The organism is Marinactinospora thermotolerans DSM 45154, from assembly GCF_900167435.1.
GTDB classification, from domain to species: domain Bacteria; phylum Actinomycetota; class Actinomycetes; order Streptosporangiales; family Streptosporangiaceae; genus Marinactinospora; species Marinactinospora thermotolerans.
Genome location: NZ_FUWS01000005.1, coordinates 321,998 through 335,028, shown reverse-complemented (window position 1 = coordinate 335,028; position 13,031 = coordinate 321,998). Strand labels below are relative to the sequence as shown.

Here is a 13,031-nt window from a genome sequence, read left to right as displayed (position 1 = left end):
CCGGGCAGGGCTACCTGCGCGTATCGTGCCGCCTATGAGTGGTGCTACGAACCAGAACACCGAGAAGGCCCCGTCCCCCTCGGCGCTACGGCGGGCCCTGGCCCGCGCCCGTGACGGCAAGACGCTGGACGTCGGCGAGGCCGAGGTCCTGTTGCACGCGCGCGGCGAGCAGCTGGAGGCGCTGCTGGAGTACGCCGGCCGGGTGCGTGACGCGGGCCTGGAAGCGGCCGGACGTCCTGGTGTCGTCACCTACAGTCGCAAGGTCTTCATCCCGCTGACCCGGTTGTGCCGTGACCGCTGCCACTACTGCACCTTCGCGACCGTCCCGGGCCGGCTCCCGGCCCCCTACCTCACCCCCGACGAGGTGCTGGACATCGCCCGCAAGGGCGCCGAGATGGGATGCAAGGAGGCCCTGTTCACGCTGGGCGACCGGCCCGAGGACCGTTGGGAGCAGGCCCGGCGCTGGTTGGACGAGCAGGGGTATGACGACACCCTCTCCTACGTCCGCGCCATGGCGATCCTGGTCCTGGAGGAGACCGGCCTGCTGCCCCACCTCAACCCGGGGGTGCTGGGCTGGTCCGACCTCCAGCGGCTCAAGCCGGTCGCGCCCTCCATGGGGATGATGCTGGAGACGACGTCGCGGCGGCTGTTCACCGAACGGGGCGGCCCCCACTACGGCAGCCCCGACAAGGACCCTGCGGTCCGCCTGCGGGTGCTGGAGGACGCCGGGCGGAGCAACGTGCCCTTCACCACGGGCATCCTCATCGGCATCGGCGAAACCGTCGCCGAACGGGCCGAGTCGATCTTCGCGATGCGCGCGGTCGCCCGGGAGTACGGAGGCATCCAGGAAGTCATCGTGCAGAACTTCCGCGCCAAGCCCGACACGGCGATGATGCACCGCCCCGACGCCGAACTCGCCGAGCTGGCCGCCACGATCGCGGTGACCCGGCTGGTGATGGGGCCCACGGCGCGGGTGCAGGCGCCGCCCAACCTCATCGGCGACGAATACGCGCTGATGCTGCGCGCCGGCATCGACGACTGGGGCGGCGTCTCCCCGCTGACGCCCGACCACGTCAACCCGGAACGCCCCTGGCCGCAGATCGAGGAACTGGCCGCGCAGACCGCGCGCTCGGGGTTCGCGCTGCGCGAGCGCCTCACGATCTACCCGGAGTACGTGCTGCGCGGCGAACCCTGGTTGGATCCGAGGCTGGTCCCGCACGTCACCGCCCTCGCGGATCCGGCCACCGGGCTGGCCCGCGAGGACGTCACCGTGCAGGGCCGGCCCTGGCAGGCGCCCGAGGCCGCGCTGGGCGGGTCGGGCCGTACCGACCTGCACGTCGGCATCGACGCCGAGGGGCGGACCGACGACCGCCGCGGCGACTTCGACGAGGTCTACGGCGACTGGTCGCTGCTGCGCGAGCGGGCCGAGCTCTCCGGTGCCGCGGCGCCGCGGCGCTTCGACCCCGAGGTGCGCGCGGCGCTGGCCGCGGCCGAACGGGATCCCGCCGGCCTCGACGACGACCAGGCGCTCGCCCTGCTGCACGCCGACGGTCCGGAGCTGGAGGAACTGGCGCGGCTCGCCGACGCCGTGCGCCGCGACGCGGTGGGCGACGACGTGACCTTCGTGGTCACCCGCAACATCAACTTCACCAACGTCTGCTACACCGGTTGCCGGTTCTGCGCGTTCGCCCAGCGCCGCACCGACGCCGACGCCTACACCCTGTCGGTGGCCCAGGTCGCCGACCGCGCCGCCGAGGCGTGGGAGGCCGGCGCCACCGAGGTGTGCATGCAGGGGGGAATCCACCCGGACCTGCCGGGCGAGGCGTACTTCGACATCGCCCGGGCGGTCAAGGAACGTGTTCCGCGGATGCACGTCCACGCCTTCAGCCCCATGGAGGTGGTCAACGGAGCGGCCCGCACCGACCTCCCGGTCCGCGAGTGGCTGGTCAGGGCGCGCGAGGCCGGGCTGGACTCGATCCCCGGGACGGCGGCCGAGATCCTCGACGACGAGGTCCGATGGGTGCTGACCAAGGGCAAGCTGCCGGCGGCCCAATGGGTCGAGGTCATCAGCACCGCCCACGACCTGGGGATTCCGACGACCTCGACGATGATGTACGGGCACGTGGACTCCCCGCGGCACTGGGTGGCCCACATCAAGCTGATCCGCTCGCTCCAGCAGCGGGCGGTCGAACGCAACGGCCGCCCCGGTTTCACGGAGTTCGTGCTCCTGCCGTTCGTGCACACCAACGCGCCGATCTACCTGGCGGGTCTGGCCCGGACCGGGCCGACGGTGCGCGAGAACCGCGCGGTGCACGCGCTGGCGCGGCTGCTGCTGCACGGTCACATCGACAACATCCAGTGCTCCTGGGTCAAGCTGGCCGAGGACACCTGCCGTCTGCTGCTCGCGGGAGGCGTCAACGACGTCGGCGGGACGCTGATGGAGGAGACGATCAGCCGCATGGCCGGTTCCGACAACGGCTCGTTCAAGACGATCAGCGACATCCGGGCGCTGGTCGAGCCGACGGGGCGGCCGTTGCGCCAGCGGACGACGCTGTACGGGGAGGTGGCGCCGGAGCGTCGCGCGGTCGCCGAGGCGCATGACGGTGTCGCCGAGAGCCTGCGCCGCACCCGGCTCCCCCTGGCCTGAGGTCCGGTCGCCGGCCGGAGGTCAGGGCTCCGGCCGGTGCGGCTCTTGGACGTCGAGCTCGTGCCGCAGGGACTGGAACACCTCGTGACCGATCCCGCCCCTGCGGTACAGGCGGCCCAGTGCCGCCCGCTGGGCCCGGATGATCTCGTGTCGCAGGAACACCGTGTCCTTGAGGTCGCGTCGCGCGCCGTGGTCGCGGCCGTCGGTGTCCACCAGGGCCTCGGAGTGGGCCACGCGCAGCTCGTGCACCCGCCGGTAGGTCTCGGCGGTCCGCTCGTCGACCTGCTCGTCGGCGAGCAGGTCGTCGATGCGGGCCAGTGCCGCGCGCCCCATGGCGGCCTCGGCCAGGGCGATCTCGTGCCGTACCCGGTCCTCGGCCGTCACACCGAGCCGGCGGAGCAGGAGCGGCAGGGTCGTCCCCTGGCCGACCAGGGTGGCCAGCACGACCACGGCGGCCAGGAAGATCAGCAGGTTGCGGTCGGTGAAGGGGGCCCCGCCGACGGTCAGCGGCAGCGACAGGGCGATGGCCAGCGAGATCGCGCCGCGCATCCCGCTCCAGCCGACGACGAGCCGGTGGGGCAGCGGGCCGGGGTCGAGCCGGAGTCCGCCCGGCAGCCGGCGCATCACCGGCGGGACGAACACCTCCCACAGGAGACGGACCACCACCGCGGCGACGATGACCGCCAGCGAGGTGGTCACCAGCTCGGCCGGCGGCAGTCCGGCGACGTGGGCGATCACCTCGTGCAGTTGCAGCCCGAGCAGGACGAACAGCACCGACTCCAGCAGCATGACGAGCCCCTGCCACACGGTCCGCCCGGTCACCCGGACACGTGGGGGCAGGATGCCCTCGCCGCGGGTGCCCAGGTAGAAGCCCGCGGTCACGGCGGCCAGCACGCCGGAGAAGCCCACCAGCTCGGCCGGGACGTAGGCGACGAACGGGGTCACCAGCGAGACGACGAGTTGGACGTTGTCGTCGTCCATCCGCCGGCGCGCCCGGGTGACGACGAGCGCCACGACCAGCCCGTAGGCGACGCCGCCGAGGACGACGCGCACCAGCTCCAGCAGGCCGTCGGCGGGGGTGAGGTGGGTGGTCATGGCGGTCACCGCGAGGCCGAACAACGTCAGCGCCACACCGTCGTTGATGAGGCTCTCGCCCTCCAGCACGGTGACCACCCGTCGTGGCGCGCCGACCCGCTTGAGCACGGAGGAGGCGGCGACCGCGTCGGTGGGCGCGACGGCCGCGCCGAGCGCGATCGCCGCGGGCCAACCGGTCGCGGGCAGCGTGTAGTAGGTGGCCGCGGCCACCGCCAGCGCGGTGACCAGGGTCGCGCCGACCGCGAGGGCGATGATCGGCCGGGCCTCGGCGCGCATTTCACGGGGGGAGGAGAAGAACGCCGCGTTGTAGATCAGCGGGGGGAGGAAGACCAGCAGCACGACCTCGGGCGAGATGTGGACCTCGCGCATACCGGGCAGGAAACTCACCGCGAAACCCAGCGCCACCAGGACGACCGCGTCCGGTAGCCGCAGCAGGGGGGCGACCAGCCGTCCCGCGAGGACGGTCAGCACGATGATGAGCCCGGCCAGGATGTAGGCGTCGTCGGTCACGTGTGCCCCCTCCGTGTCGTCGCCTCTCACTGTGGCACGCACGGGGTGGAGCGGCGGGGCGACACCACACGACCGTGGCCGCCCCCAGGTCGGGGACGGCCACGGGGAGGGGACGGGTCAGCAGGGACCGAGGTCCTGCCACACGCCCCAGGCGGCGGAGGAGGGCGTCTCGCCCTGGGTCCACCAGCGCGCCTGGTAGAGGCGGCCGTTGTAGGTCACCTGGTCACCGCCGGTGTAGACGGCGCTGGCGCTCCAGGCCGGGGCGGCGCAGTCGCCCGGGGTGGGTTCGGGCGTCGGCTCGGGGGTGGGGGTGGGCGTGGTTCCGCCACCGCTGCCCAGCCGGGCGCCGATCGTGTTGGCGAAGGCGTAGTTGTTGGTGGCGTCCCAGTTGATCGACCACGTCATGATCCCCCCGATGGGGCCATAGGCCCGGGAGGGGGTGAAGGAACCGCAGCTGGTCCGCGTCTCCAGGCAGTCCAGGGCGCGGATGACGTCGGAGGGGGGCATGTAGCCGCCGCCGGCGGCGGAACGGACGGCCGGGACGCCCAGGCCGACCTGGTCGGGACGCAGCCCCATTTCGAGTTGGATGCAGGCCAGGGCGGCGACGAAGTCCGGGGTGCCCTGGCTGTAGACCCGCTGGTCGCAGCCGAGCATCGAACCCGAGTTGTAGTACTGCATGTTGACGATGGTGAGGATGTCGGAGATGTTGCGGGCGAGCTGGTAGTAGGGCATCGTCGTCGCCTGGAAGTCGATGGTCTGGGGGGCCATCGTGATGATGAGGTCGGATCCGGCCCGACCGGCCAGGTCGCGTAGCGCCTGTTCCATGTACTGCGCGTTGATGCCGTGCTCAAGGTCGATGTCCACACCGTCGAACCCGTACTCGACCATGAGGTCGTAGGTGGTTCGGGCGAAGTTGGCGGCCTCGGTGGCGTTGGCGACGCTGACGTGCCCGCGCTCACCGCCCACCGAGATGATCACCTTGCGGCCCTGGGCCTGGATGGCGGCGATGTCGTTCTTGAACTGCTGTTCGGTGTAGCCGCCGAGTTCGGAGGAGGCGAGGTTGAACGTGATGCCGCCGGGGGTGCCGGCGAGGTTGTCGGCGAAGGCGACCGCGACGAGGTTGTAGGCGTCGGGAACCTGGTTGAGGCGTAGCACGGTGGAGCCGTTGTTGAAGTTGTGCCAGTAACCGGTGAGCCACTGGCCGGAGGCCGAGGTCGTGGCGGGCTCGGGGGCGGGCGGGTCCTCTGCGTGCGCGGAGGTGGCGGCGAGGGTGATGCCGCCGACGGTGATGAGAGCGGAGGCGATCGCCGCCATTACGGAGCGTAGTGGTCTGAGGTTCACGGAGGCTCCTGACGCTGGGGGAGATACGACGGGGCGGCCCGGGCGGGCGTCGGCGGGGTGGGGTGCCCTGCTCGGCCCGTCCGGTTTCTGCTGTGCGGGGTGTCGCCGACCGGTCGCCTATTTAATTGGAAACAAAGTTAAGAGATCGGTTCGCGGCGGTCAATAAACCGGAAAGATTCTTTTCGATAAAAGCGGGGGCGGGGTGGGCCGGCACCGGCCCACCCCGCCCCCGCGCCGAACGAAGACCTCAGCGCACCTCGATGAACGCCGCCGGATCCCGGGGAGGGCGTTCCTTCGGCGCCGCGGCGGCGTGCCCGACCGCCACCGCCCCCATCGGCTGCCACTCCCGCGGCAGTTCCAGCACCTCGCGCACCACGTCGGGACAGAACAGCGTGGACGAGACCCAGGCCGAGCCCAGGCCCTCCATCGTCAGCCCCACGAGCAGGTTCTGCACCCCCGCGCCCATCGCGACCAGGAACATCGAACGCTCCGCGCCGGCCCGGCGCTCGTCCGGATAGGCGTGCGCGCCATCGGCCACCAGGCACGGGACGATCAGATAGGGGGCCTTGCGCAGCACGTCACCCCGGCGCGTACGCCGGGCCACGGCCTTCTCGTCGAAGCCGTCACCGCGCAGGTCGGCCACCCAGGCTTCCAACATCGCGTCGAGCAGCCGCTTGCGCGTCCGGGCGGACTCCACCAGGACGAACCGCCACGGGGTCGTGTGATGGGGGGCGGGGGCGGTGAGGGCCGCGGCCACCGCGCGCCGCACGGCCTGCGGATCGACCGGTTCCCCGGTGAACTCGCGCACCGTTCGCCGGGCGGCCACCACGTCACGCGAACCGTAACGGAACAGGTCGGCGTCGGCGGGACGGATCAACGCCCGCGCGCCGGCCCCGTCCTCCGCGGTCACCAGGTGGCCGAGCCCGCGGACGACGGCCACGGGCACACCGGCCGTCTTGCCCTTGACCAGCTCGCCCGCCGCCGCGATCTCGTCGGCGACGGCGCTGACCGTCACCTCCAATACGTTGCCGTGGGAGTCGGTGTGTCCGCGCAGGTCCTCCAGGACATCGATCCCGGCCGCACCGAGCGCGATGTCGGTCTGCCCGTTGCGCCAGGGGCGACCGAAGGTGTCGCTGACGATGACGGCGAGGTTCACCCCCGACCGCGCGCGCAGTCCGGCCCGTAGAGCGCGCGCCGAGGCGTCGGGGTCCTCGGGCAGCAGCAGCACGGTCCCCGGGGGCACGTTGGAGGAGTCGACACCGGCGGCCGCCATCACGAAGCCCTGCCGGTTCTGCACGATCCGGGTGCGCCCGCGCCGCGCCACCACGCGCACGGTCTCGGCGTCGATCGCCTCGTCGCGGTCCATGTGGCGCAGCCGGCCCTCGGCCTTGCTGACGACCTTGGACGTGACGACCACGACGTCCCCCTCGTGGAGGTCGACCGCGTCGGCGATCAACGCGGCGAGGTCGTCCCCGGCCCCGATCTCGGGCAGGCCGGTCACACCGTGGACGGAGATCGAGGTGGTCATGCGCGCTCCTTGAGTTCGAGTGCCAGGTCGACGGCGGCCCGCGCGATCGCCTCGGTCGCGGCGGGATCGCTCATGTACAGCGGACGGGAACGCACGTCGATGCCTTCGACCCGGGTGCCCGCGTCGGCGTCGTCCACCAGCCAGCCGTCGAGCAGCTCGGCGCCGTAGTGCTCGGCGACGGCGCGCGCGCTCGTCTCCACCCCGATCGCGCTCAGGCAGGCGTCGGCCATGCCCCGCACCGGCGCGTCGCCGATGATCGGGGAGACCCCGACCACGGTCTTGGCGGCGACCGCGTCGCGGATGCCGGGGACGGCCAGGATCGTGCCGACACTGACCACCGGGTTGGACGGGGGGAAGAGGACGAAGTCGGCCGCCTCGATGGCCTCCAGCACGCCCGGGGCCGGCGTCGCCTTCTCGACCCCGACGGGCAGGATCGCCTCGGCGGGCAGGGCGGCCCGGTGGCGCACCCACCACTCCTGGAAGTGGATGGCCCGGCGTCCCTCGTCGTCGCAGACCACCACGTGGGTCTCGACCCGCTCGTCGGTCATCGGGATCAACCGGACGCCGGGCCGCCAACGGTCGCACAGCGCCTCGGTGACCGCCGAGAGCGGATAGCCGGCGGACAACATTTGGGTCCGCACGATGTGGGTGGCGACGTCACGGTCTCCCAGACCGAACCATTGCGGCTGCATTCCGTAAGCGGCCAGCTCAGAACGGACGCTGAACGTCTCCTCCGCGCGTCCCCACCCCTGTTCCTCGTTGATTCCGCCCCCGAGCGTGTACATCACGGTGTCCAGATCCGGACAGATCTTGAGGCCGAAAAGGGTGATGTCGTCACCGGTGTTGCCGATGACGGTGATCTCCGGATCGCTCCCGTCGGTCCCCTCCCCGGACCCGAGCACAGATTTCAGGCCGCGCAGGAACCGCGCCCCTCCGATACCACCAGCCAGCACGACTATCCGCATGGGATCAAGTCTGGCAGGGTGGGATCATGGACGCGCCGTGTCCCTGGGGGGAGCCGGCGGCGTGGGTCGGAGGCGCCGCAGCGGTGGGGGACACCGATCACCGCCGGCCCGGTCCCCGCACGCTTCCGGCATGGTGGCCGAAACCGTGCTCCCGCCGTCGGTGACGCGCGGCGATGCCGGGGACCATCCCGCGTTCCAATCGAATTCCTTGCACAACGTGTCGATATGCAAAGCTGCCACCGACGCGACAGCGAAGCAGCAGAGGGGAACCTCTCTTGAACAACGAAGCCATCCAACGGTTGCGGGAGCCCGCCGCCTGGGCGCTGCTCGGCGCCGTAGGGGTGCGGATGCTCGGCGGCCTCATCTACCTGTTCGGGGCGCACGCCAGTGAGTACGGCCCTTCATCGATCCCCGCCAACTTCGTCGCCAGGGGGGAGCTGTTCTTCGGTCCGGTGACCGTCGCCCTGCTCCTCGCCGCGGTGGCGCTCGCCGTTCTCCCGTCCGGACGTTCACGGGCGTTCCCCGTCGTGTTGGCCTCCCTGATCATGGCGGGGCTGGGCCTTCTGGTGGGGCTCATCACCCTGATCATGAGTTTCGTCGCCTCCGCGGGCTACAGCATGGCGATCAGCTTCAGCGACTTCTTCGTCACACTGGCCCACCTGGCCATCCTCGGGGTCGCCGCCTTCGTCCTGCTCAAGGTCTTCGGTGACCGCACGTTGGTGCCGCGCAGCTCCGCGTCGGTCGGCCCCTACGGCCAGCAGCAGCCGTTCGCCCCGCACACGGGTGCCCAGCAGTCGTTCGCGCCGCCGGCCGACCCCGCGGCGCAGACCGGCACCGGATTCCCGCAGGCCGGCGCGCACGCGGCCTACGGCCACACCTACGGTGAGCCGGCGCAGACCGGTTGGCCGCAGCCCCAGGGCGAGGGGTACGCCCAGCCCAGCGGGGGACAGCCGGCCTACCAGGCCCAGCCCGACCCCTCGGCCTCCTACGACCAGTCGGCCTACCAGGGACAGGCGGGGTACTCCTCGACCGGGGGACAGGACTCCGCCCGGGAGTGGAACGCCCAGCAGGGCTACGGGGACTACCAGCAGCAGTCCTACGGCCAGGAGTGGCAGCAGGGGGCGCACCAGCAGGGGAACGCCTACGGTCAGCAGTCCTACGCGCAGGCCGAACAGCCGCCCTACGCGGCCCAGCCCGGCTACACCGACAGCGGCGCGCAGAGCGGCTACGGGTCCTACGGCCAGCAGCCCGCGGCGCCCTACGGCACCGGCGGACAGCAGTCCTACGGGGCCTCGGAGTACGAGTCCGGCCAGGCCCACGCCGGCGGTGAGCAGCACTCCTACAGCGGGCAGCAGCCGGGCTACCCCTCGGACGCCGAGGCGACGATGATCCAGCCGCCGGTGACTCCGGGCAACGACCCGGCGCAGGGCGGCGAGCAGGCGGCGCAGGACGCCATCCAGTACGGCTGGTACCAGCAGACCCCGGCCGCTGAGACCCCTCAGCAGGATCAGAGCGACAGCGAGTCGACGATGAGGGTTGAGCCGGGCTACAGCGGGCAGTACGGAACAGGGGGCTACACGGCCAACCCGCACGAGACGACCAGTCCCTACGGCGAGAACTACTCCTCGGAGCAGCGGCGTTCCAGCACCGAGGGCGAGGACCGCCAGCAGGGCTGGTACCGCGACGACGACCGGCGCTGATCCCTCCGCGCCCCGCGCACCGCGAATTGACGTGGTAATCCGCTGAGGGATCGCGGTTCAACGGTGAGTCGCCGTTTGTCACGTGATATTCAGGGGATTACCACGTCGCGTGCTTGACGTATAGCGAGACACGCGCGTGTAATTTCAAGGTGTGTTTCCACCCTCCCGGGGGTCGAAAGGGAGGGTACATCTAGGGGGGCAATAGGAGGTGCGCGTGAGCGAGGTTATCCCGCTGGCGCACGGCGCAGACGAAGATCTGGGCTGGCAGGAACGCGCCCTGTGCGCGCAGACCGATCCCGAGGCGTTCTTCCCCGAGAAGGGCGGCTCGACACGAGAAGCGAAGAAGGTCTGCCACTCGTGTGAGGTGCGGGCGGAGTGCCTGGAATACGCGCTGGAGCACGATGAACGCTTCGGCATCTGGGGGGGACTCTCCGAACGCGAACGGCGTCGGCTGAAGAAAGCGGCCGGTCAGGATTTCGATTTCCTGGCTGACGCTCTGTAGCCCAACGGGGGCTTCTGGCGTGTGTCCTGGGTGTTCGGCACCTGGGGCGCACGCCCTTTTTGTCGTTTCCGGCTGTCCGCCTCTTCTAACGGAGGCGCGCCACATGGGATGTCCCGATCGTGTGACACCCCGCCCCGGAGGGAATGGCGGGCGGACCCGCCCAGGACGATCCGGGAGCGGGCGGCCCGCTCCCGGGATGGATTCGCGCGTCAGGCCTCGGGGTCGACGGTCTCCGGCTCCAGTCCGAGCAGGTTGGCGACCTCCTCGACGACCGTGTCGTAGACCAGCAGCGCCATCTCCTCGGGATCCTTGGTGCGGATCTCCACAGGGCGCCGGTAGACGATGATCCGGGCCTGGCCCGTCCTGGATGCCTCCAGACGGGAGAAGGGGATGCCGTCGTCCGCGGTGACGCCGCGTGGGACCTGCGGGACGTCTTCGACCAGGAACTCCACATTCGCGAGTTCGCGAGCCCAGACCCGTTCCAGGCGTTCGACGGCGTCGAGCACCAGGTCGTCGAAGAGCTGGGCGCGGCTGCGGGTGATGGGGAGCTCAGGAGGCGTCAGTGGACCGCGGATCCCGCGGCCGTGGCGGTCTCTACGTCGTACTCGGTTGGCTTGAGGCCGGTGAAGGTGCACTCGTCGCACATATCGAGCCTAAGCCATCACCACCCCCGAGCGCAGCCCCTGGGGGTTTCGGCGGTGTCCGATCCGCCACGTCGCGAAGACACGAGCGGGGGGCGCGATGCTGGCGTGCGGGCCCCGAAACGGATACCGTCTTTGCCCGTGAGCGTTGTACGACGCTGCTCACGCACCGCGTGCAGGCAGCCAGCAGTCTTCACGCTCACCTATGTCTACGCCGACTCCACCGCGGTGCTCGGCCCGCTCGCCGCCTACGTCGAACCCCACTGCTACGACCTGTGCGCGATGCACGCCGACCGCCTCACCGCGCCGCGCGGGTGGGAGGTGGTGCGGCTTCCCGCCGACACCACCGGCGGACCCGGGAGCGACGACCTGGAGGCGCTGGCCAACGCCGTCCGCGAGGCGGCGCGCCCCCCTCAGGCCAGCGAACCGGTCGGGCAGGGCGTCGAGACCCACCGCCGCGGCCACCTGCGCGTCGTCAAGTCCGAGCCCTCCGCGCCGGGCCACCCCTCGGGGCGTCCCGGTCGCCCCGACCGTCCCCCACAAGACGCCTGAAGGGGTCTTCCAGCGCGTTTGCCGGACAAACGAGCGGGAAGGGCCCGATCGGGCCCCGTACGACCGGGGCCGCCGTCTTGTACGTTGGTATCCCGTGGGTCCACCGGTCCGCGGGCTCGGCGGCACATCGACACTCTTATCCGGAGAAGCTGTGGGTGACCTCGGTCAGATCTTCAAAGCCTACGACGTTCGTGGTGTGATTCCCGACACGTTGGACGCGGGCATCGCCCGTGCCATCGGCGCCGCCTTCGCCCGGGTCGTCGAGGCGGACGGCATCGTCGTCGCGCACGACATGCGTCCCTCCTCCCCCGAACTCGCCCGGGCCTTCGCCGAGGGCGCCGCGAGCCAGGGCGCCGACGTCGTCATGGCCGGGTTGGCCTCCACCGACCTGCTCTACTTCGCCTCCGGCCGACTGGACCTCCCCGGCGCGATGTTCACCGCCAGCCACAACCCGGCCCAGTACAACGGCATCAAGATGTGCCGTGCCGGGGCCGCGCCGATCAGCTCCGACACCGGTCTCGACGAGATCCGCCGGCTCGCCGAGGAAGGGGTTCCGGCCCACGACGGCCCCGCGGGGACCATCACCGAGCGCGATCTGCTCGCCGACTACGCCGCGCACCTGCGTTCCCTGGTGGACCTTTCGGGCATCCGCCCGCTCAAGGTCGTCGTGGACGCGGGCAACGGCATGGGCGGCTACACCGTTCCCGCCGTCCTGGGCGACCAGGTCCTCGACCCGCTCCCGTTGGACATCGTGCCGATGTACTTCGAGTTGGACGGGACCTTCCCCAACCACCCCGCCAACCCCATGGACCCGGACAACATCGTCGACCTCCAGGCCCGCGTCCGCGAGACCGGGGCCGACATCGGCCTGGCCTTCGACGGCGACGCCGACCGTTGCTTCGTCGTGGACGAGCGGGGCGAGCCGGTGTCGCCCTCGGCGATCACCGCGCTGGTCTCGGTGCAGGAACTCGCCAAGGAGCCCGGCGCGACCATCATCCACAACCTCATCACCTCCTCGGCGGTTCCCGAGATCGTCCGCGAGCACGGCGGGAACCCGGTGCGCACCCGGGTCGGCCACTCCTTCATCAAGGCCACCATGGCCGAGACCGGGGCGATCTTCGGCGGCGAACACTCCGCCCACTACTACTTCCGGGACTTCTGGCGGGCCGACACCGGCATGCTCGCCGCCATGCACGTGCTCGGCGTGCTGGGCGGTCAGGACCGGTCGCTGTCGGAGATCACCGCCGAGTACGCCCGGTACGCCGCCTCGGGCGAGATCAACTCCGAGGTCGCCGACCAGGCCGGCCGCTCCGCCGCCGTCGAGGCCGCCTACGCAGGCCGCGACGACGTCACCATCGACCACCTCGACGGGCTCACGGTGTCCTTCGCCGACGGAAGCTGGTTCAACCTGCGCGCCTCCAACACCGAGCCGCTGCTGCGACTCAACGTCGAGGCCCCCGACCCCGCGACCATGGCGAAGCTGCGCGACGACGTGCTCGCCATCGTCCGGGCCTGATCCACAACGCCACAGAACCCAAGGAAGAACCACG

The 13,031-nt window shown here is 71.1% G+C and carries 10 protein-coding genes; 5 read left to right on the top strand and 5 right to left on the bottom strand.

The features are described 5' to 3' along the window. The first annotated feature begins 34 nt into the window (after nucleotides 1-34). Nucleotides 35-2,647 carry a bifunctional FO biosynthesis protein CofGH gene (locus B5D66_RS11215; RefSeq protein ID WP_078761625.1) on the top strand — a complete coding sequence of 871 codons (2,613 nt, stop codon included), beginning with the start codon at nucleotides 35-37 and terminating at the stop codon, nucleotides 2,645-2,647. A 21-nt stretch (nucleotides 2,648-2,668) separates the two neighbouring features. Here B5D66_RS11215 and B5D66_RS11210 read toward each other — a convergent pair whose 3' ends face one another. The 4 genes from B5D66_RS11210 to cofD all read right to left on the bottom strand — a co-directional run bounded on the left by B5D66_RS11210 (nucleotide 2,669) and on the right by cofD (nucleotide 8,086). Further along, nucleotides 2,669-4,252 carry a Na+/H+ antiporter gene (locus tag B5D66_RS11210; RefSeq protein ID WP_078761624.1) on the bottom strand — a complete coding sequence of 528 codons (1,584 nt, stop codon included), beginning with the start codon at nucleotides 4,250-4,252 and terminating at the stop codon, nucleotides 2,669-2,671. 117 nt (nucleotides 4,253-4,369) lie between these two features. Beyond that, nucleotides 4,370-5,566 (bottom strand): glycosyl hydrolase family 18 protein, encoded by a 1,197-nt coding sequence (locus B5D66_RS11205; RefSeq protein WP_078761623.1) that lies wholly within the window; start codon nucleotides 5,564-5,566, stop codon nucleotides 4,370-4,372. Nucleotides 5,567-5,840: 274 nt separating this feature from the next. Continuing rightward, complete coding sequence (locus B5D66_RS11200) at nucleotides 5,841-7,121, bottom strand: coenzyme F420-0:L-glutamate ligase (RefSeq protein ID WP_078761622.1); 1,281 nt, start codon at nucleotides 7,119-7,121, stop codon at nucleotides 5,841-5,843. Then, the gene (gene cofD, locus B5D66_RS11195) at nucleotides 7,118-8,086 is read right to left on the bottom strand and encodes a 2-phospho-L-lactate transferase (RefSeq protein ID WP_078761621.1); all 969 of its coding nucleotides are present in this window, start codon (nucleotides 8,084-8,086) and stop codon (nucleotides 7,118-7,120) included. Before cofD ends, B5D66_RS11200 begins: the two co-directional genes overlap by 4 nt. 275 nt (nucleotides 8,087-8,361) lie before the next feature. Here cofD and B5D66_RS11190 point away from each other — a divergent pair, with 275 nt between their 5' ends. Continuing rightward, complete coding sequence (locus B5D66_RS11190) at nucleotides 8,362-9,786, top strand: hypothetical protein (protein ID WP_144390080.1); 1,425 nt, start codon at nucleotides 8,362-8,364, stop codon at nucleotides 9,784-9,786. 214 nt (nucleotides 9,787-10,000) lie between these two features. Beyond that, nucleotides 10,001-10,288, top strand: coding sequence for a WhiB family transcriptional regulator (locus tag B5D66_RS11185; RefSeq protein ID WP_078761619.1), 288 nt, complete (start codon nucleotides 10,001-10,003; stop codon nucleotides 10,286-10,288). Between the two features lie 209 nt (nucleotides 10,289-10,497). Here B5D66_RS11185 and B5D66_RS11180 read toward each other — a convergent pair whose 3' ends face one another. Then, nucleotides 10,498-10,923, bottom strand: a complete 426-nt coding sequence (locus B5D66_RS11180; protein WP_078761618.1) for a metallopeptidase family protein — start codon at nucleotides 10,921-10,923, stop codon at nucleotides 10,498-10,500. Between the two features lie 147 nt (nucleotides 10,924-11,070). Here B5D66_RS11180 and B5D66_RS11175 point away from each other — a divergent pair, with 147 nt between their 5' ends. Further along, nucleotides 11,071-11,481, top strand: coding sequence for a DUF3499 domain-containing protein (locus B5D66_RS11175; protein ID WP_078761617.1), 411 nt, complete (start codon nucleotides 11,071-11,073; stop codon nucleotides 11,479-11,481). Nucleotides 11,482-11,632: 151 nt separating this feature from the next. After that, the gene (locus B5D66_RS11170; protein ID WP_078761616.1) at nucleotides 11,633-12,997 is read left to right on the top strand and encodes a phosphomannomutase/phosphoglucomutase; all 1,365 of its coding nucleotides are present in this window, start codon (nucleotides 11,633-11,635) and stop codon (nucleotides 12,995-12,997) included. The last annotated feature ends 34 nt before the right edge of the window (nucleotides 12,998-13,031 follow it).